We start from the raw sequence: 17,791 nt of genomic DNA on the forward strand, positions 1-17,791 counted from the left end.
GGACACCGCGGCCTCAGCCGCGGCCGAGCCGTTGCCACAGCAGGTCGGCGGCTTCCAGCGGCGCGCCGGGCAGGACCTCCACCGGGCGCTGGCTCTCGACCTGAGCGAGTTTCGGTGCGGCGGAGCCGGCGATATAGACCGGCACGCCGGGGCTCTTCAGGATCGCCTCGACCTGGTTGAGTTCGGGGCTGCGCAGCAGCTGCGAGGAGCCGTGCAGGATGACCCCGCGTGCGGAACGGGTCTGTACCAGGGATTCCAGTGCCTTCGCGCTGGTCGCGTCGAACAGCGGCAGGGTGGACAGTCCGCGCCGCGCGCAGCTGACCTGCAGCAGCATTCCACCGACCTGCTGATGGCCGCCGCCCAGGACCAGGCAGGGCGCTGCCGGGCCTTCGCAGGCGCGCAGGGCGGTGCGCAGCTGGTCGGCCAGGGCCGCGGTCGCCCAGGCCGAGAATACCGCCAGGCGCACCTCGCCTTCCGGCGTGTGGCGGGACTCCTCGCGCAGCTGGCGGTAGACCTCGAGGAACGCACGTTCGTGTACCCCCTCCCAGCCGTGGCGCATCACCAGCCGCGTGTAGGCGCGGTCCAGCTGTTCGACGTCCAGCGCATCCACCGCGTGGCAGAGGGCGTTGGCGATCGGGTCGGCGGTGTGCGGAGCGACGCCCGGTCCGCTGACCGCCGGGCGGCGACCGGGGGCAGGGGAGGAACCGTCGTCGGCGGGGGTGTCGTCGGCCTCCGCGGTCGCGTCCTCGTCTTCGCGCTGGAGTACGCGATGGACCTGCGAGACGGGGATGCCCTGATCCAGCAGTTCCATGATCCGCTGGATCCGCTGGATGTCTTCCTCGCTATAGAGACGATGCCCCTTGGGCGTGCGCATCGGGCGGATCAGCCCGTACCGACGTTCCCAGGCGCGCAGGGTGACATCGTTGATGCCGGTCTCCGCACAGACATGACGGATGGGATAAAGCCCCGCCTGCGGATGGGTAGTGGCGTCGTTCTCGGTCGCGTTAGCCATGCTCCGGACTATACAGGAACTGTACAAATCATGTACGAAAAGGCGGCAGATCGGCCCGGGGCTTTCGTCATGGAATGGTTGGGTCGCGTTAATGGTCTCACAGATACGACTCGTTCTGGTGCAGAGGTGCCCATGATTTACGGCGATTCCCCGCACTCCGGCCTGCACATGGGCCTGCGCATTGGCAACCGGATGCGGTCCGGGCTGCTGGCGGGCCTGATTCCCGGTCTGATCCTGGGTCTGGCCGCGGCCGGTCCGCTGGCCGCGGAGCCGAAAAATCCGGAGATGGCCGACAGCATCTCCCCGTATCTGCGCCTGCACGCGGAGGACCCGGTGCAGTGGCGCGCCTGGGACCGGGATCTGCTGGACCAGGCCCGCGAGAGCGGCCAGCCTCTGCTGATCTCCAGCGGCTATTTTTCCTGCCATTACTGCCACGTGATGCACGAGGAGAGCTTCCTCGACGAGGGCATCGCCGAGCGGCTCAACGAGCACTTCATCCCGGTCAAGCTGGATCGCGAGGTGCACACCGCGCTGGATACCTATCTGCTGGAGTTCCAGCGCGCCACCGGGGGCAGCGCCGGCTGGCCGCTGAACGTGGTGGTGATGCCCGAGGGCCATGCACTGACCGGGATCGTCTATGCGCCGCGGGATGGCTTTGCCGACTTCCTGGATGGGGTGGTCGAGCGCGTGCGGGCGGACGAGGAGCGCCTCGCGGAGCTGGCTGCGGCGGGCTCGCGCGAGCTGCAGGAGCGGCTGCGCGCCGACGAGGAACCGCTGTCGACGGAGCGCGCCGGGCGCCTGCCGGATGTGCTGTGGAACCGCATGGAGCGCGAGGCCGATGATCTGGGCGGCGGTTTCGGGCAGGAGACCAAGTTCCCGCACTCCCCGTATCTCGAAGCGCTGCTGGACGCGCACGCGACCGACCGCGCGCCGGCGTGGACGGAAGAATTCCTCGCGGTGACGCTCGAGGAGATGGCCGGTTCCGGGCTGCGGGACGTGCTGGGCGGCGGCTTCTTCCGCTACTCCGAGACCCCGGACTGGGGCACCCCGCACTTCGAGATCATGCTGGAGGACCAGGCGCAGCTGGCGCGCGTGTACCTGCGGGCCGGCGAGCAGTTCGGACGCGGGGACTGGACGCGCCTGGGTCTGGAGACCCTGGATTTCGTCGGTCGCGAGATGGCACTGCGCGAATCCGACCCGGGCACGGTCGAGGCCCCGGAAGGCGATTTCCGTGGGTTTGCCTCCAGCCTGTCGGCGCTGGATGACGAGGGCCGCGAGGGCGGTGCCTATCTGTGGCCGGGCTCGGAGCTGGAGGCCGCGCTGGAGGATCATCCGGAGCCGGACCTGGTGCGAGCACGCTTCGGCATGGACGGCTCGCCGTCGTTCAGCGACGGTCACCTGCCGGCCGATGGCACGGATACCGCGGCGCTGGCCGAGCGTTTCGACCTCGACCAGGAGCGGGTGCGCGAGTACGTCGATCGGGGCCGCGAGGCGCTGATCGAGGCGCGTCAGGAACGCGGCCTGCCGCGCGACGAGAAGGTGCTGACCGGCGCCCACGGCCTGCTGCTGTCGGCGCTGGCCGAGGCGGTGCGCCAGGACCTGGGCGAGGAATACGAGGCCATGGGCCGTGACGTGCGCGACTGGCTGGCGGCACGCGCCGACGCGCCGGAGGATCTGCCGGCGCTGCTGGGCCTGCCGGCCGAGGAGGCCGGCCCGGCCACGCTGCCGGATTATGCGTACGTGGCCCGCGGCCTGCACGACTGGGACGCCGCCACCGACAGCGGTGACGGCGAGCGGGTGCGCGCCCTGCTGCGTGCCGCCTGGGAGCGCTTCGCCGGCGAAGACGGCTTCCGCACCACCGAGGACCCGCCGCTGCCGGGCATGATCGCCGAGCGTTTCCATCCGGCCGTGCACCGCCCGTCGGGTACCACCGCCGTGCTGCAGCTGACGGCCGAACACGCCGCCGCGGATGCGGATCTGGAGACGGCGCTGGCGGACTATGCGCTGGAGCCGGGACAGGGCATCGAGAGCAATCCCCTGCATCACGCGGGCCTGATCCTGTGGCTGGAGGAACGCCGGGACGAAGGCTAGACTGCGCGTTTTCCACGCAAGCAGGAGTGCGCGCATGTCCGCCCAGCCCACTGCGCTGAAATCCGTCACCTTCCACGGCCTGGAGCCCGGGCCGCGCCTGATCGTGCTGGGCGCGGTGCACGGCAACGAACTGTGCGGCACCGAGGCGACCGAGCGGCTGCAGGCGGAACTGGAGGCCGGCGAGCGCGAGCTGCTGCGCGGTACGCTGACGCTGGTGCCGCGCACAAACCCGCTGGCGGTGCAGCGCAACCAGCGCATGGGCGAGCGCAATCTCAACCGCAACCTGCGGGTGACCGAGGATCCGCAGGACTTCGAGGACCGCATCGCCAACCGGCTGTGCCCGCTACTGGCCGCGCACGACGTGCTGCTGGACCTGCACTCGTTCCACACCGGGGGGCAGCCGTTCATCATGCTCGGCCCGCGCGACAACAATGGCGACCTGGAGCCGTTTGCGCAGGCCGCCGAGGAGCAGGCGCTGGCGGCCTGCCTGGGGCCGCGGCGCATGGTGGAGGGCTGGCTGGACACCTATGCGCGCGGGGTGGAGAAGCGCATGAAGAACCCCAACGCGAGCCACCGGGCGCAGATCCTGTCCACCGATCCGAGCTACGGTATCGGCACCACCGAGTACATACGCAGCCAGGGCGGCTACGGGGTGACCCTGGAATGCGGCCAGCACGACGACCCGCAGGCGCCGGAGGTGGCCTACAACGCCATCATCAACGCGCTGGCCCAGCTGGACATGCTGCCGCAGCGCGCCACGCCCGGGCAGGCCGAACCGGAGGTGCTGCGCCTGGTGGAGGTGATCGACCGGGATCATCCGGACGATGCCTTCGCCCGCGAGTGGAAGAGCTTCGATCCGCTGACCCGCGGTGACCTGATCGGTGTGCGCGCCGATGGCACCGAGGTGCGCGCACCGGAGGACGGTTTCATCGTCTTCCCCAACCCCAACAGTCTGCCGGGGAACGAGTGGTTCTACCGCGCGGAGTTCAGCGACCGCGAGGTGCCGCCCGGTCCGCAGTAGGCCCCGAGGCTGCAGCGGGCCCCGGAGCGGCTCAGTCGCCCGCGGGCAGTCCGGCGGCGCGCTGCAGGGCGCGGTCCATGGCGTTGAGCGCCTCGAGCTCGTTACGGCCGCCACGGTCGCCGCTCTCGGCACGAATCAGTTCCAGGCGGGGCGGGGTGGTGTCCGGGGGCGCCGCCAGGGCTTCGAGGCCGCCATCGCGCTCCACCCGGTTGATCTGCTGCCAGCCGCGTTCGGTCTGCAGCACCCCCTTGAGGCGGTCCGCGTCCTGGTCCCGGATCAGGGCCTCCAGCGCCGCGTGATCGAACACGGTGGAGGCCGGGAAGCGCCATGAACGGCCGACGAATCCGTCGCCGCGGTTGTCGATCACGACCCAGTCACTCGCGTCGGATGCGGGCGCATGGCCGTGTTCGTGCTCATGCTCGTGTTCGTGGCCGTGGTCATCGCCATCGTCCGCGTTCGCGGACAGGTACGCCCGGGCTTCCGGGAACAGGGCGCCGCCGTGCTCCAGCCGCGCGGCATCCAGCAGCGCCACGTCGATGTGCCCCTTGCGGGTCTCGATCACCTGCGGGCGCGGGGCGGGAAGACTGGCCACGAACGCATGCAGGGCCTCGCGGTCGGCCTCGCTCCAGGCGTCGGCCTTGTTCGCGATCAGCACGTCGGCCACCGCGATCTGGTCGTTCCAGTTGGGGTGCTCGCGGTGGCGCGGCGAGGCCAGGTGGCGCGCGTCCATCACCGTGACCGTCGCGCGCAGATCCAGCGCGGTGTCGTAGGGCGGGGCGGTCAGCGTACGGATGATCTCGGCCGGATGCCCGAGGCCGGTGGGCTCGATCAGGATGCGGTCGGGGCGCTGCTGGCGGATCAGGCGGTTCAGGCCCACGGTGAACATCTGCGCGGAGACGCAGCACAGGCAGCCGCCGGGGATCTCCTCGGTGCGCACGCCGGTGTCGGCCAGCAGGCCGCCGTCCACGCCGATCTCGCCGAACTCGTTGACCAGTACCGCCCAGCGTTCGTCCTGCGGACGCTGCGCCAGCAGCGCGCGGATGGTCGTGGTCTTGCCGACCCCGAGGAAGCCGGTGACGAGGTTGACCGGGATGTCCCGGTGGGCGGGTTCTGCGCGGCTCATGGCGGTCTCCGTGGTGCGACAGTGATACATGATAACAGGGGTGGCTGCCGATCCCCGATGCATGCTGGTTCGGGACGGGTCGCACCCGGGCGCCCGAACTCCGTCGCCGCTGCGGGGTCGATTGGTTCAGATCCCCGGACGAGGAGTGCCCCATGCTGATTCGTGTTCGCCGGCGCAGTGACATCCCGCGCAGCGAGGTGACCCCCGAGGCGGTCTACCGGCGCCGCCGCGAGTTCATGAAGGGCGGCCTGGCGCTGGGGGCGGGGTTCGGCCTGGGGGCCCTGGGGCTGGCCGGACCGGCGGCCGCCGACCTGCGCGACGAACTGGAGCCGCTGGAGGCGGAGCCGGGCGAGTTCTCCACCGACGAGACCCTGACCCCGTTCGAGGACGCGACCACCTACAACAATTTCTACGAGCTGGGGACCGGCAAGGAGGATCCGCATCGTCTGGCCGACCGGCTGCAGACCGATCCCTGGAGCATCCGCGTGGAGGGGCTCTGCGACAACCCCGGGGAGTATGCGCTGGAAGACTTCATCGATCCCTGGTCGCTGGAGGAGCGGATCTACCGCCTGCGCTGCGTGGAAGGCTGGTCGATGGTGATCCCGTGGATCGGTTTCGAGCTCAACCGCATCATCGACCGTGCCGAGCCGACCGGCAGCGCCCGCTACGTCGCCTTCGAGAGCATCCACGACCCGGACAACCTGCCGGGGCAGCGCCGCAGCGTCCTGGAATGGCCGTACGTGGAAGGGCTGCGCATGGACGAGGCGCGGCACCCGCTGACGATCGTCTCGGTGGGGATGTACGACCATGTGCTGCCGAATCAGAACGGGGCGCCGATCCGGCTGGTGGTGCCGTGGAAATACGGTTTCAAGAGCATCAAGTCGATCGTGCGCATCCGCTTCGTCGAGGACGAGCCGCCGACCTCGTGGAATCGCATGCAACCGAACGAATACGGTTTCTACAGCAACGTGAACCCCGATGTGGACCACCCGCGCTGGTCGCAGGCCACCGAGCGGCGCATCGGCGAGTTCCGCCGCCGTCGCACCGAGATGTTCAACGGCTACGGCGAAGAGGTCGCCTCGATGTACGAGGGCATGGACCTGACCGAGAAGTACTGAATGGCAGGACGCCGGCGCGCATCGGCCCGCCCGCCGCGCGGGGTGTGGACCCTGGTGCTGGCGGCCTCGCTGGCGCCGGGGGTGTGGATCGCGTTGCGCGCGGCCGGGTGGTTCGGCGGGCTTGGGGTCAATCCGATCGAGCGGCTGCTGGAGGATACCGGCACCCACGCGATGATCGCGCTGCTGGTGGCGCTGGCGGTCACGCCGTTGCGCCAGTGGACGGGTCTTGCCTGGATCAGTGCGCTGCGGCGGATGCTCGGGCTGGTGGCCTTCGCCTGGGTCAGCGCGCACCTGCTGGTCTGGGTCGGACTGGATCTGTTCTTCGACTGGGTACTGATCCTGGACGACATCCGCCACCGGCCCTATGTCACGGTCGGGTTCGCCGCCTGGCTGATCCTGCTGGCGCTGGCGCTGACCTCCACGCGGGGTGCGCAGCGGCGGCTGCGGCACTGGTGGCCGCGTCTGCACCGCCTGGCCTACGCGGCGGGCGTGCTGGCCATCCTGCACGTGCTGTGGCTCACCCGCGGCGCGGACTACATCGAGGTCGGGATCTATGCCGGCGTGCTGGCGGTGCTGCTCGGCTGGCGGCTGTGGCGGGCCCTGCAGCCGGTGCGAAGGCCCCGGGCGGGATGAAAGATCTCCACGCGCCGCGTGCGTGCTGGCTATAATCTGCATCAGAACCTTATTTGGAGCAGCCCCTTGGCCACCTTTACCCTCACCCTGCATGCCCCCGACGCCGAGCAGCCCGAACTGCAGACGGTCTCGGTGGACGAATCCGGCGACGAGCTGCCCGAATACGGGCAGGTCTGGGTGTGGGACATCCTTTACGCTCAGCAGCTGTTCGCGCTGGGTGATACCGGGTCGGCACAGGAACTCAAGGAGATCCTCGAGCTGTGGGCGGTGAACATGTCCAGCAAGGTGTTCCAGCCGCACCAGCACATCCTGAACAAGGGTTATCTGGATCTCTCCGAGAACCTGAAGCTCGTGACCGACGAGGCGGAGCGCCCGGCGCCGGCGGACGGCGACCGTGTGATCGAGGTGCAGGTCACCGGGCAGGTCGGGCAGATGCCGGAGGTTTCCGTGTCGCCCGAGTCGCTGGAGGCGACCGATCGGGTGAATCTGGTCCTGGGACTGGCGCAGCACTTCAACTATGCCAACGACAAGTTCGGCCGCGAACTGCCGATCCATGTGCTGGCGCTGCGCAAGTACCACGCGGACATCCAGCTGCCGCATACCCGCGAGGCGATGGAGGACGGCCCGATGTATGCTATCCAGAAGGCCATGGAGTATTTCCAGGCTGCCAACGAGGGGACGGTCCAGTAGCGCCGGACTGGCATGAAGACCGTCTATCACAACGCCGATCCGGTGATGGCCGAGTTCATCGGCGGCATGCTCAACGATGCGGGTATCCCTGCCCATGTGCATCAGGCCGGGCTCTACGGCGCCTCCGGAGAAATCCCGCCCAACGAGTGCTGGGCGCGTATCGTGGTGGTCCACGAGGAGCAGGCCACCGAGGCGCGGGAAATGGTGAAGGAATACCTCGAGGGTGACCCGGTGGGCGATGCCACCGAATGGACCTGCCCGAGCTGCGGCGAGCGGATCGAGCCGCAGTTCACCCAGTGCTGGAACTGCGGCCGCGAGCGGCGCTGACCCGCCGATCGCGGCCTCAGCCCCCGTCGATCGCCGTGCGCGGATCGGAGCCGTTGTACAGGTTGCCGATGCGGCGCAGGTATTCCTGCGTCTCCGGGTACGGCGGTACGCCCCCGTGCTGTTCCACTGCACCCGGTCCGGCGTTGTAGGCGGCCAGCGCCAGGTCCAGATCCCCGTCGAACAGGTCGAGCATGGCGGCGAGGTAGCGCACGCCGCCGCGGATGTTCTGCACCGGGTCGAAGCGGTCGCTGACCCCCAGCTCCTCGGCGGTGCCGGGCATCAGCTGCATCAGGCCCCGGGCGCCCACGCGTGATACCGCCTCGGCATCGAAGCACGACTCGACATGGATCACCGACAGCACCAGATCGCGGTCCACGCCCTCGCGGGCGGCCGCATCGCGGATGATGTCGGCGTATTCTCCGCCGCCGCTGGCCAGCGCTCGTTCCGCATGGCGGCCGCAGCGGGCGCGCGCCGGTGGCCGGCCGTACTGCGCGACGAGTTCCATGCCCGGACCCTGGTTGCGCAGGTTGGTGACCAGGCGTTCGCCGTCGGGGCCCTCGAATACGAAGATCTCGGTCGGGGACCAGCCATCGTCGTGACCGCCGGCGGAGGCCGAACCCGAGCCGCCGGAGGAACCCGAGGGGTTGGGAACGGCCTCGTAGTCGCCGTGTTCCGGGGGTTCGTCACTGATCACGCGGGAGCCGTCGGCACCGATCCAGGTGTAGTAATCGGCCTGGACGGTCGGTGCCAGGCCGAGGGCCAGCATGCCTGCGGCGGCGAGCAGGGCGGACAGGCCCGGCCGGAACCTCGTAACATGATGGCCCGTGTTCAAGACGACTCTCCCGTCGATGCGACGATCCCTATGGGAAACACTGTTCAATATACACGTTCGCGTTGGTGCCCCGGGTTTTCCGAGACAACGCGCGTCGTGCAGCGGGTAGTGGTTCTACCCGCAAGCGGCGCAACGCCGGATCGGGGAACCCGGGGCGCCAACCCCGAAGGGGCTCGGCCGCTTTTGAGCGTGCCCGGCGTTGCGGCTCCCTTGTGCAGAATGACTGCACCGTGGTCACCGCGCCTTGTTCGCACGCAAAAGCGACTCGAGCGCGAACGTGTAGATTGAGCAGTGTTTCCCATGACCGCGCTTCCCTCGACTGCCGACATTATGGCGCCGGAAACCCCGCTGCTGGAAGGCCTGTTGCGGGATCGGCTCGCAGCCGACCCGGCCGGGCCCGATACCGGGCCACGCGTCGAGGTGTTCGCGCGTCTGGCCTCGACCAGCCGTCACCTGCTGGAAGCCGTCGCCGACGACGATTTGCCGGCCCCGGGGCGGGTCTGCGTGGCGCACGAGCAGACCGCCGGGCACGGCAGGCGCGGGCGCAGCTGGCGGCTGCGTCCCGGGGACGGTCTGGCGCTGTCCGTGGCATGGCCCCTGAAACCGGGGCAGCGGGTGCCGCCACGCTGGCCGGTGGTGGCGGGCCTCGAGCTGAGCGAGGCGCTCCGCGAGCTGGGCTACCGGCAGGTGGGGCTCAAGTGGCCCAACGATCTGGTCGCCGACGGCGCCAAGCTGGGCGGGATCCTGGTTGAGCAGCGTGCGCCGGGTGGCCCGGGCGGTCCGCGCGGGCGCCTGGTAGTCGGTGTCGGAATCAATCGGGCCGGTGCGGCACGGCTGGGGCTGGAGCGTGCGGTCACCGATCTCTCCGCACTGCGCCCGGAGCCCCCGCCGGACTGGCTGGAGCTGGCCGCCCTGGTGGCGGCCCGCCTGATGCGGGTGCATGTCCGGGTGATGGCAGGCGGGCCGTCCGATCTCGCCGCCCGCCTGCCAGCGGTGGACCGGCTGGCGGGGCGGGCGGTGGAATGCATGGAGAGCGGCCAGGGTTTTCACGCCCTGGGCATCGATCCCGTGTCCGGGACCCTGCGGGTGCGTCCGGAGGACGGCGGGCCGGAGCGCGCGCTGCATTCGGGCGAGGTCCGGCTGCGTGGACGAGACGATGGCTGAGAGGACGCCGGACCTGTACTTGCTGCTGGATCTCGGCAGCAGTCGCCTGAAATGGTCGCTGCGCGATGCCGACGGACATGAACGTGCGCGCGGGGCCGAGGCCGGGATCGCGACCGGGGTCGCGCGCATGGTCCAGGACGTGCCCCGTGTGCCGGCCGGCGCGTGGCTGGCGCGGGTCGGGGCGCCGGAGCGTTCGCAGCGGTTGCGCGAGGCGCTGGCTACCGCCTGGCCCGGACTGGAGGTGCGCGAGGTCGCGCCGCAGCTGGTGCCGGCGCCGGACGGTACGGACGCCGAGGGGACGTTCGGGCCGGAGAGCGGCGCGTTGCGTTCGGCCTATGCCGACGGGCAGCTCGGCGTGGACCGCTACTGTGCCCTGCTGGCGGCGCGCGCACGCTGCCCGGGGCGGCCGGTGGTGCTGGTGGACGCGGGAACCGCGGTGACGGTGGACGTGCTGCGGGCCGACGGCGTGCATGCCGGCGGCTATATCCTGCCGGGGCTGTACATGGCCCGGGAGCGGATGCAGCGGCTGTTGAGCGACCGTGTGGCCCCGCTGGCGCCGGGCGAGGGTTTCGACCCCTGGCCGGTCACGGATCCCGGACGCAACACCACCGAGGCCCTCGACCGGGGCTGGGCGACGGCCTGGGCCGGCGGGGTGGCCGCGGTGGTGACGCAGGCGCGCGCGGCTGCGCACACGGCCGGGCCGGTAGCCTGCCGCCTGGCAGGGGGCGACGCCGCGGCGCTGCGGGCGTATCTTGATGCCCCGGTGACGGACGACCGGGGAGCGGTGCTGGACGGGCTGGCGGTGCTGGCCGGTCTGGCGCTGCCGGAGACCGGGGAGGGGGAGGACACCGATCCATGATGCGCTGGACCATCTACGCGCTGCTGCTGGCCAACCTGGGCTATCTGGCCTGGGCCTGGCAGGACGGGCAGCTCAATCCCGATCCCTGGGCGGATGCCCCGCCACCCGAGGCGGGCGGCGGCTCGATCGAGGTGCTGGAGGTGCGTACCGGTGCCGATGCGCAGGAACTGCGTGAACGGCTGCGCGAACACGAGGCGGATCCCGCCGAGCCGGTTCCGGAGTAGGATCGGGCGGAACAGGCCCGGATCCGGAACGGCTCATTCCTCCCCGGGGAGGCCGCGTTGCAGGGCGAAGAAGCCCAGCGCGACATCGTCCGGGTCCGCGCCGGGCCGTATCTGCAGCTGGGTCCGGACGGCTTCGGGGTCGACGTGGCTGGCCGCGACGTCCTCCGCCGGCAGGTAGTGCAGCCACCAGGCGAGCGCCGCCTGAGTCGGGACCTCGGTCCACGGATCGAGTTCATCGTCCAGCCGTTCGGCGTGGGCGTTCAGGTCCTCGTCGAAGAACGCTTCCAGACGGTCGAGCCGGCCCTGAGGGTCGAGGTTCGCGGCGGCGGTGTCGGCCGGGTCGCGGTCCAGCGCACGGGCGGCCTTGTGCAGCTCCTGGCGAGCGATCTCCGGCCAGATCTGCGCGGGCAGATAGCCCTCCATCTCCTGACGGCCGTCCGCATCCACCGCGTGCAGGAAGCCGGCAGGGAGGCCCAGATAGGCGTCCACCCCGCGCAGTGCGGTGTTGGCCAGCTCCAGCCAATCCTCGTCCTCGAAGATGCGCGCCCCGGCGGCCAGTGCCGCGATCGCCTGGCCCGAGGTGTGGGCGAAGGTCGTACGGTCGACCCGCGGCGGGTCGGTCGCTTCGCGCTCCTCGGGATCCAGTCGGTAGTACTCGTTGTCGGCGTACTGCGAGTTGCCGAAGCGGCGCTGGTCGGGGTCCCACATCTGCTCGCGCATCCAGCGGGCGATGTCCTCGGCGATGTCGCGGTAGCGCTCCTTGCCGGTGGTTTCCCAGGCGCGGGCGAACATCCACAGGAAGGCCGCGTTCTGGTCCAGGCGCTTGGAGGTCTCCAGTGCCCGGTCGGGGTCGCGCTGGTCGAAATCGAAGAAGAAGAAGAAACCGCCGTCCACCGGGTCGAACAGGTCATCGGCGACCTGATCGAGCATGCCGGGCATGCGTTCCTGCCATTCCTCCTGCGTGAGCAGGAAATGGTAGGTCCAGGGCTGCGGGCGCTTGCTCAGGGTCCCGAACAGCCCGCTGCCGCTGAGCCGGTCATCGTCGGCGACGTAGACCTGATCAAGCATGTCGAGGAAGCCGTCGATCGAGTCGATGGGCTCCTCGTCCGGGGTCTCCTCGCGCCCGGTGACCGACACGACCCGCTGACGCTCTTCCAGGATCCGGTAGAGGGAATCGGCGCGGATGTGGCCGGTGAAGCGGGAGATCACGTCGTCTTCCGGGGTGGTGATGACCACGAACGGCAGCCCGCGGCCGCCATAGCGGGTGAACAGATCGGCGCGGCGGTCCAGATCCACCAGTATCGGGACGTACTCCTCGTTGAGCTGTTCCACCACCATCGGGTTTTCCAGCGATTCGTTCTGGAAATCGATGCACCAGGTGCACCACTGGCCGTGGAAGTAGAAGAACAGCGGCCGGCCCTGCTCCTCGGCCTCCTCGAACAGCTCGGAATCGAACTCGTTCCAGTCGATCTGCGACCCCTCGGGATAGTCCTCGGACATCGCGGGTGCGGTCAGCAGCCACAGCGCCGCGGTGATCAGGGTGGCCAGCAGCCCCCCCGGGTGACGGTGAACGCAGCGGTGGCCTGAGATGCGGAACATGATGCCTTCCTGTCGCGTGGGCGCGCACGTTTTCTTCGAATATAGACCCCGCGTACAGGCCTCGCTGACAGGGCCGGGATGGTCTCTCCATCGACGGCGGAGCAGCTGCTACCATGCGGTTTCCCGTCACGGAGGTCTTTCCATGTTTGACGAAATCGGGCCCGGCGGTGTTCCGGGGTGGCCGGCATGAGCGAGGTGCGGATCCTGGTCCCGGGACTGCGTGATGCACTGGTAGCCGCGCGCGCGGCTACCGGCGGCGGGCTGGCCCTGCGCCTGCTGCGCCAGCTGCTGGCGCGTTCGCAGCCCGGGCCGGCGCCCGAGGGTACCGCCTCCGACCGGCCATCGGGCTGGGAGCCTGTGCTGGCGCAGGCCCTTGGATATCGTCCGCCTGCGCCGGATGCGGCGGCCTCCGCGCGTACGTGGCTCGCCAGCCCGGTGGCGCTGAATGCCGGGATGCAGGATCTGACCGCGCAGCCGGTGGACGGCATCGATGACGCGGACCGCGAGGCCCTCTGGGCTGCGGCCGAGCCCGAGCTGGAGGCCCACGGGGCGCGGCTGGAACGCTCGCCGCAGGGACTGTGGCTGCTGACCATGACCGCGGCCGGCCCGGATGGCACGGCCAGCCCTTCCGCCGGCTGGGGCCGGCCGATGCCGGCCTCATCGCTCGACAGCGAGGCCGCCCGCAGCCTGCAGGTGCTGGGCAACGCCATCCAGATGGCCTGGTTCGATCACCCGGTCAACCAGCGTCGCGCGGAACACGGGCAGGCGCCGGTGCAGGGCCTGTGGTTCTGGTCGCCGGGCGAGGCGCCGGCCACCGCACCGGCGCTGCGGGTGGCCGGCGGCGGGATTCACGGCCGCTGGCTGGCGGAAAGCGCCGGCGCGCAGTGGGAGCCGGATCCGGCGGCCGGCGGCGACGTGATCGTGATGGATGCGCTGCAGGGGCCGGCGACGCCGGAGCGCATGCTGGAGCTGCTGACCTCGCTGGTGCTGGAGGTGATGGCGCCGCGCGCCGCCGGCCTGCGCTTCGGCCGCATGCGCCGGCTGGAGATCGAGGACCCGCTGCTGCCGCCGTCCGAGGCACCGCGCCGGGTACTGCGCGGACGTGACACCTGGGCGCTGTGGCGCCGTCGCGCGCCCTGGCCGGGACTGTGAGCGTCGCGGCCGGATACCACCGGCCGGCCCCGGATTGATATACTCCTTCGCTTTTTCCGCAGGGGAAGAACCATGGAACTGAGTCCGCTGTACAGCCGGATCGAAGACCTGCAAGGCCGCATCGACGGCCTGAGGGGGTACCTTTGACTATGCCGGCAAGGAAGAACGGCTGGAAGAAGTCCAGCGCGAGCTGGAAGAAAACCCCGACATCTGGAACGACCCCGAGAAGGCCCAGGCGCTGAACAAGGAGCGCGCCCAGCTGGAGGGCGTGGTCCTCAACATCCGCGAGATTACGGATGCGCTGAACGACAGCTACGAGCTGCTGGAGATGGCCGAGGCCGACGAGGACGCGGAGACCGTGTCGTCGGTGGAGGCCGATGTGGCCGGTCTGACCGCGCGGGTCGAGGCGCTGGAATTCCGCCGCATGTTCTCCGGCGAGATGGACGAGGCCAACGCCTACGTCGACATCCAGGCCGGCTCCGGCGGCACCGAGGCGCAGGACTGGGCCAACATGCTGCTGCGCATGTACCTGCGCTGGGCCGAGAGCAAGGGCTTTCGCACCGAGGTGACCGAACTCTCCGAGGGCGAGACCGCGGGGATCAAGAGTGCGACGGTGCGCGTGGAAGGCGATTACGCCTTCGGCTGGCTGCGCACCGAGACCGGCGTGCACCGCCTGGTGCGCAAGTCGCCGTTCGACTCCGGCAACCGCCGCCACACCTCGTTCGCGTCGGTGTTCGTCTCGCCCGAGGTGGACGAGAACATCGAGATCGAGATCGATCCCTCGGATCTGCGTGTGGATACCTACCGTTCCTCCGGGGCCGGCGGGCAGCACGTCAACACCACCGACTCGGCGGTGCGCATCACCCACGAGCCCACCGGCATCGTGGCCGCCTGTCAGGCCGGGCGCTCGCAGCACAAGAACCGCGAGATGGCGATGAATCAGCTGCGGGCCAAGCTGTACGAGCAGAAGATCCAGGAGCAGAACGCGGCCAAACAGGCGGCGGAAGAGACCAAGGCCGACATCGGCTGGGGCAGCCAGATCCGTTCCTATGTGCTCGACCAGTCGCGGATCAAGGATCTGCGCACCAGCGTGGAGATCGGCAACACCCAGGGCGTGCTCGACGGCAACCTCGATCCCTTCATTGAAGCCAGCCTGAAGAGTGGGCTGTAACCCCCGGGAAACCCTCGATGACCGAAACCACCGACGAGAACAAGCTGATCGCGCAGCGCCGCGCCAAGCTGGACGCGCTGCGCGCCGATGGCCAGGCGTTCCCCAATGATTTCCGCCGCGACGCGCTGGCCGGGGAGCTGCACGCGGCCCACGGCGAGACCGACGGCGAGGCGCTGGAGGCCGAGGGCATCGAGGTCCGTGTGGCCGGGCGCATGATCGGCAAGCGCGTGATGGGCAAGGCCAGCTTCGTGCGCCTGCGCGACATGAGCGGCGACATCCAGCTGTTCGTGCAGCGCGATGCCCTGCCGGAAGGGGTGTACACGGCGTTCAAGCAGTGGGACCTGGGCGACATCGTCGGCGCGCGCGGCACGCTGTTCCGCACGAAGACCGGCGAGCTGACCGTCAACCTGAGCGAGTTCCGGCTGCTGACCAAGGCCCTGCGGCCGCTGCCGGAGAAGTTCCACGGCCTGACCGACCAGGAGGCGCGCTATCGCCAGCGCTACGTGGACCTGATCACCAGCCCGGAATCGCGCGAGCTGTTCCGGCGGCGCTCGCGGATCCTCCGCTTCATCCGCGACTACTTCGAGGATGCGGGCTTTCTCGAGGTGGAGACCCCGATGATGCAGGTGATCCCGGGCGGGGCCGCGGCGCGCCCGTTCGTCACCCACCACAACGCGCTGGACATGCCGCTGTACCTGCGCGTGGCGCCGGAGCTGTTCCTCAAGCGCCTGGTGGTGGGCGGGTTCGAGAAGGTCTTCGAGATCAACCGCAATTTCCGCAACGAGGGGCTGTCCACCCGGCACAACCCCGAGTTCACCATGCTGGAGTTCTACGAGGCCTTCGTGGATCACCACGCGCTGATGGATCGCACCGAGGCGCTGCTGCGCGGGCTGTGCGAACACGTGCTGGGGACCACCACCGTGGAATACCAGGGCGTGACCTACGAGTTCGGCCGGCCGTTTGCGCGCATGACCGTGCGCGAGGCGATCCTCGCCCATAACGACGACATCGCGGATGCCGACCTCGACGACATCGAACGCGTGCGCGCGCACTGCGAGCGCAAGGGTATCGAGGTGAAGCCGGGGGTCGGGCTTGGCAAGCTGTGGACCGAGCTGTTCGAGGCGACCGCCGAGAATCAGCTGCACGATCCGACGTTCATCACCGCCTATCCCACCGAGGTCTCGCCGCTGGCCCGGCGCAACGACGACAACCCGTTCGTCACCGACCGCTTCGAGCTGTTCGTCGGCGGGCGCGAGATCGCCAACGGGTTCTCCGAGCTCAACGATGCCGAGGATCAGGCCGAGCGGTTCCGCGAGCAGGTCGCGGAGAAGGAAGCGGGTGACGACGAGGCGATGCACTTCGACGCCGACTTCATCCGCGCCCTGGAGCACGGCCTGCCGCCCACCGCCGGGGAGGGCATCGGCATCGACCGTCTGGTGATGCTGCTGACGGATTCCAGCTCCATCCGCGACGTCCTGCTGTTTCCGCACATGCGCCCGGAGGCCGGCTGAGCCGGCCCGGACGCCGGCGGGGCGGCGTCAGTCAGTCACCCCGTCGTCATATCACCCCGTCGAGCCGCAGGTAGCCGATCAGGAACAGGACTGCCAGCACCCCGGCCAGGGCGTACAGCCAGTTGGACAGGGTGGGGTTGTTGGGGCGGCTGAAGAACGCCGCCCACAGCGCGAGCAGGATCAGGACGAAGAAGAAGAACAGAAAGCGCATGCGTCAGGCCCCTTCGGGAACGTCGTAGGGGAGATCGCACAGCGTGACCGGCGCGCCGTCCGGGGCGCCGCAGCGCAGTTCGGCCTCGGCTGCGTCCACCTTGAGCACCGCCAGGGCGGAATACTGGCCGTCGGGATGCAGTTCGGCGGCCACCAGTTCGCCGTCGGACTGGTCCGGGCTGCCATCGGCGCGGAACAGCGGCGTGCCCGGGGTCGGGCGTTCGCCGGCCCGGATCGCGATGCGGAACATGCGGCGCTTGAGCTTGCCCAGGTAGTGCATGCGCGCCACCACCTCCTGTCCCGGATAGCAGCCCTTTTCGAAGCTGATCGCGCCCAGCGCGTGCAGGTTCAGCATCTGCGGCACGAACATCTCGGTGGTGGCCTCGACCACGCTCGGGATCCCGGCGAGGATGTCCAGCAGCTGCCATTCGTGCGGGCCCACCGGGGCGCCGCGCACGTTGAGGGCGTCCCACAACCGGCGCATCGCATCCAGCCCGCCGAACAGCTCGAACCGCGGGTGCATGCCGTGCACGCGCATGGCGGTGACCCCGTCCTTCTCCAGCACCTCGTGGATCTGCGCGGGGCAGGCGCCCAGGGCGTTTTTCAGCTCCTGTTCGGCATCCGGGCCGGACAGGCCGAAGTGGATGCGGCTGTCGCCGGCCTGTTCGATGATCACGTCGGAGCGCAGCACGAACATCTGCAGCCGTTTGGCGACCGGCTCCACGCGGTCCGCCGGCATCTCCAGCAGATAGCCGTCCTGGGTGGGCAGCACCCGGAACACCGCGTAGGCGCGGCCCTTGGGGCTGGAATAGCTGGACAGCTGGGCGTGGGTGGCGTCCACCTGCGCGATGTCGTTGCCGAACTGTCCCTGCAGGAATTCGGTGGCGTCGGCCCCGCGGACTTCCAGCAGTCCGCGATGGGACAGGTCGCAGATCACGTCACCATTGACGGCGACCCGCCGCTCGCGCTCCGGATTGCCGTAGTGGACGAGGTCGTCGCCTTCGAATTCGGCGCCGGAATCGACGAGGTGTTTCTTCCAGTCTTCGCGCATCAC

Annotated in this window: 18 protein-coding genes; 12 read left to right on the forward strand and 6 right to left on the reverse strand. The window is 69.7% G+C overall.

What is annotated here, in order from left to right:
- Window positions 1-13 precede the first annotated feature (13 nt).
- Window positions 14-1,012 carry a MerR family transcriptional regulator gene (locus D571_RS0109975; RefSeq protein WP_018936543.1) on the reverse strand — a complete coding sequence of 333 codons (999 nt, stop codon included), beginning with the start codon at window positions 1,010-1,012 and terminating at the stop codon, window positions 14-16.
- A gap of 168 nt (window positions 1,013-1,180) precedes the next feature.
- On the opposite strand from D571_RS0109975, the gene D571_RS0109980 reads away from it, so the two are divergent.
- Together D571_RS0109980 and D571_RS0109985 are read left to right on the forward strand one after the other, a co-directional pair.
- Window positions 1,181-3,103, forward strand: coding sequence for a DUF255 domain-containing protein (locus D571_RS0109980; protein WP_051076179.1), 1,923 nt, complete (start codon window positions 1,181-1,183; stop codon window positions 3,101-3,103).
- Window positions 3,104-3,137: 34 nt separating this feature from the next.
- Window positions 3,138-4,124: a succinylglutamate desuccinylase/aspartoacylase family protein gene (locus tag D571_RS0109985; RefSeq protein WP_018936545.1), complete on the forward strand. Its 987-nt coding sequence runs from the start codon at window positions 3,138-3,140 to the stop codon at window positions 4,122-4,124.
- Window positions 4,125-4,155: 31 nt separating this feature from the next.
- Here D571_RS0109985 and D571_RS0109990 read toward each other — a convergent pair whose 3' ends face one another.
- Window positions 4,156-5,247: a GTP-binding protein gene (locus tag D571_RS0109990; RefSeq protein WP_018936546.1), complete on the reverse strand. Its 1,092-nt coding sequence runs from the start codon at window positions 5,245-5,247 to the stop codon at window positions 4,156-4,158.
- A 152-nt stretch (window positions 5,248-5,399) separates the two neighbouring features.
- Between D571_RS0109990 and msrP the strand changes: the two genes are divergently transcribed.
- The 4 genes from msrP to D571_RS0110010 all read left to right on the forward strand — a co-directional run bounded on the left by msrP (window position 5,400) and on the right by D571_RS0110010 (window position 8,015).
- Entirely contained in the window at window positions 5,400-6,365 is a 966-nt protein-coding gene (gene msrP / locus D571_RS0109995; protein WP_018936547.1) for a protein-methionine-sulfoxide reductase catalytic subunit MsrP, read from the forward strand.
- A complete protein-coding gene (locus D571_RS0110000) occupies window positions 6,366-6,998 on the forward strand; it encodes a sulfite oxidase heme-binding subunit YedZ (RefSeq protein ID WP_018936548.1) in 633 nt (210 codons plus the stop codon).
- 66 nt (window positions 6,999-7,064) lie between these two features.
- Complete coding sequence (locus D571_RS0110005; RefSeq protein ID WP_018936549.1) at window positions 7,065-7,688, forward strand: hypothetical protein; 624 nt, start codon at window positions 7,065-7,067, stop codon at window positions 7,686-7,688.
- 12 nt (window positions 7,689-7,700) lie between these two features.
- The gene (locus D571_RS0110010; RefSeq protein WP_018936550.1) at window positions 7,701-8,015 is read left to right on the forward strand and encodes a putative signal transducing protein; all 315 of its coding nucleotides are present in this window, start codon (window positions 7,701-7,703) and stop codon (window positions 8,013-8,015) included.
- Between the two features lie 16 nt (window positions 8,016-8,031).
- Here the strand turns inward: D571_RS0110010 and D571_RS0110015 are convergent, their stop codons facing one another.
- On the reverse strand, window positions 8,032-8,781 hold the full coding sequence (locus tag D571_RS0110015; protein ID WP_018936551.1) for a lytic transglycosylase domain-containing protein: 750 nt from the start codon (window positions 8,779-8,781) through the stop codon (window positions 8,032-8,034).
- A gap of 366 nt (window positions 8,782-9,147) precedes the next feature.
- On the opposite strand from D571_RS0110015, the gene D571_RS0110020 reads away from it, so the two are divergent.
- From D571_RS0110020 to D571_RS0110030, 3 genes are read left to right on the forward strand one after another with little or no spacing between them, the layout of a single operon-like run.
- Window positions 9,148-10,011: a biotin--[acetyl-CoA-carboxylase] ligase gene (locus D571_RS0110020; protein WP_018936552.1), complete on the forward strand. Its 864-nt coding sequence runs from the start codon at window positions 9,148-9,150 to the stop codon at window positions 10,009-10,011.
- Complete coding sequence (locus D571_RS0110025; RefSeq protein WP_038047039.1) at window positions 10,004-10,870, forward strand: type III pantothenate kinase; 867 nt, start codon at window positions 10,004-10,006, stop codon at window positions 10,868-10,870. Before D571_RS0110020 ends, D571_RS0110025 begins: the two co-directional genes overlap by 8 nt.
- Window positions 10,867-11,094, forward strand: coding sequence for a hypothetical protein (locus D571_RS0110030; RefSeq protein WP_018936554.1), 228 nt, complete (start codon window positions 10,867-10,869; stop codon window positions 11,092-11,094). The genes D571_RS0110025 and D571_RS0110030 overlap by 4 nt, the downstream gene beginning before the upstream one ends.
- 33 nt (window positions 11,095-11,127) lie before the next feature.
- On the opposite strand, the gene D571_RS0110035 is transcribed toward D571_RS0110030, so the two are convergent.
- Complete coding sequence (locus D571_RS0110035) at window positions 11,128-12,594, reverse strand: DUF255 domain-containing protein (protein ID WP_232196963.1); 1,467 nt, start codon at window positions 12,592-12,594, stop codon at window positions 11,128-11,130.
- 285 nt (window positions 12,595-12,879) lie between these two features.
- Here D571_RS0110035 and D571_RS0110040 point away from each other — a divergent pair, with 285 nt between their 5' ends.
- The 3 genes from D571_RS0110040 to lysS all read left to right on the forward strand — a co-directional run bounded on the left by D571_RS0110040 (window position 12,880) and on the right by lysS (window position 16,527).
- On the forward strand, window positions 12,880-13,845 hold the full coding sequence (locus tag D571_RS0110040; RefSeq protein ID WP_018936556.1) for a hypothetical protein: 966 nt from the start codon (window positions 12,880-12,882) through the stop codon (window positions 13,843-13,845).
- Between the two features lie 72 nt (window positions 13,846-13,917).
- Window positions 13,918-15,016 (forward strand): peptide chain release factor 2 gene (gene prfB / locus D571_RS0110045; RefSeq protein ID WP_156815773.1). Its coding sequence is split into 2 segments (ribosomal slippage): window positions 13,918-13,989 and window positions 13,991-15,016, totalling 1,098 coding nucleotides; the frame shifts between segments, so codons are not numbered across the junction.
- 17 nt (window positions 15,017-15,033) lie between these two features.
- Window positions 15,034-16,527, forward strand: a complete 1,494-nt coding sequence (gene lysS / locus D571_RS0110050) for a lysine--tRNA ligase (protein ID WP_018936558.1) — start codon at window positions 15,034-15,036, stop codon at window positions 16,525-16,527.
- Window positions 16,528-16,573: 46 nt separating this feature from the next.
- Here lysS and D571_RS14450 read toward each other — a convergent pair whose 3' ends face one another.
- Both D571_RS14450 and D571_RS0110060 read right to left on the reverse strand, forming a co-directional pair.
- Window positions 16,574-16,738 (reverse strand): hypothetical protein, encoded by a 165-nt coding sequence (locus D571_RS14450; protein WP_018936559.1) that lies wholly within the window; start codon window positions 16,736-16,738, stop codon window positions 16,574-16,576.
- A gap of 3 nt (window positions 16,739-16,741) precedes the next feature.
- A complete protein-coding gene (locus D571_RS0110060) occupies window positions 16,742-17,788 on the reverse strand; it encodes a folate-binding protein YgfZ (protein ID WP_018936560.1) in 1,047 nt (348 codons plus the stop codon).
- Window positions 17,789-17,791: the final 3 nt, after the last annotated feature.

The sequence above is a fragment of the Thioalkalivibrio sp. ALJ24 genome, from assembly GCF_000377785.1.
GTDB lineage: Bacteria > Pseudomonadota > Gammaproteobacteria > Ectothiorhodospirales > Ectothiorhodospiraceae > Thioalkalivibrio.

Bases quoted from the DNA above. Each gene is read 5' to 3' on its own strand.
- D571_RS0109975 (WP_018936543.1), bottom strand. From the start codon at position 1,012: ATGGCTAACGCGACCGAGAACGACGCCACTACCCATCCGCAGGCGGGG.
- D571_RS0110020 (WP_018936552.1), top strand. From the start codon at position 9,148: ATGACCGCGCTTCCCTCGACTGCCGACATTATGGCGCCGGAAACCCCG.
- D571_RS0109985 (WP_018936545.1), top strand. From the start codon at position 3,138: ATGTCCGCCCAGCCCACTGCGCTGAAATCCGTCACCTTCCACGGCCTG.
- D571_RS0110010 (WP_018936550.1), top strand. From the start codon at position 7,701: ATGAAGACCGTCTATCACAACGCCGATCCGGTGATGGCCGAGTTCATC.
- D571_RS0110015 (WP_018936551.1), bottom strand. From the start codon at position 8,781: ATGCTGGCCCTCGGCCTGGCACCGACCGTCCAGGCCGATTACTACACC.
- D571_RS0110025 (WP_038047039.1), top strand. From the start codon at position 10,004: ATGGCTGAGAGGACGCCGGACCTGTACTTGCTGCTGGATCTCGGCAGC.
- D571_RS0110060 (WP_018936560.1), bottom strand. From the start codon at position 17,788: ATGCGCGAAGACTGGAAGAAACACCTCGTCGATTCCGGCGCCGAATTC.
- lysS (WP_018936558.1), top strand. From the start codon at position 15,034: ATGACCGAAACCACCGACGAGAACAAGCTGATCGCGCAGCGCCGCGCC.
- D571_RS0109980 (WP_051076179.1), top strand. From the start codon at position 1,181: ATGGGCCTGCGCATTGGCAACCGGATGCGGTCCGGGCTGCTGGCGGGC.
- D571_RS0110030 (WP_018936554.1), top strand. From the start codon at position 10,867: ATGATGCGCTGGACCATCTACGCGCTGCTGCTGGCCAACCTGGGCTAT.
- D571_RS0110040 (WP_018936556.1), top strand. From the start codon at position 12,880: ATGAGCGAGGTGCGGATCCTGGTCCCGGGACTGCGTGATGCACTGGTA.
- D571_RS0109990 (WP_018936546.1), bottom strand. From the start codon at position 5,247: ATGAGCCGCGCAGAACCCGCCCACCGGGACATCCCGGTCAACCTCGTC.
- D571_RS14450 (WP_018936559.1), bottom strand. From the start codon at position 16,738: ATGCGCTTTCTGTTCTTCTTCTTCGTCCTGATCCTGCTCGCGCTGTGG.
- D571_RS0110035 (WP_232196963.1), bottom strand. From the start codon at position 12,594: ATGTCCGAGGACTATCCCGAGGGGTCGCAGATCGACTGGAACGAGTTC.
- D571_RS0110000 (WP_018936548.1), top strand. From the start codon at position 6,366: ATGGCAGGACGCCGGCGCGCATCGGCCCGCCCGCCGCGCGGGGTGTGG.
- msrP (WP_018936547.1), top strand. From the start codon at position 5,400: ATGCTGATTCGTGTTCGCCGGCGCAGTGACATCCCGCGCAGCGAGGTG.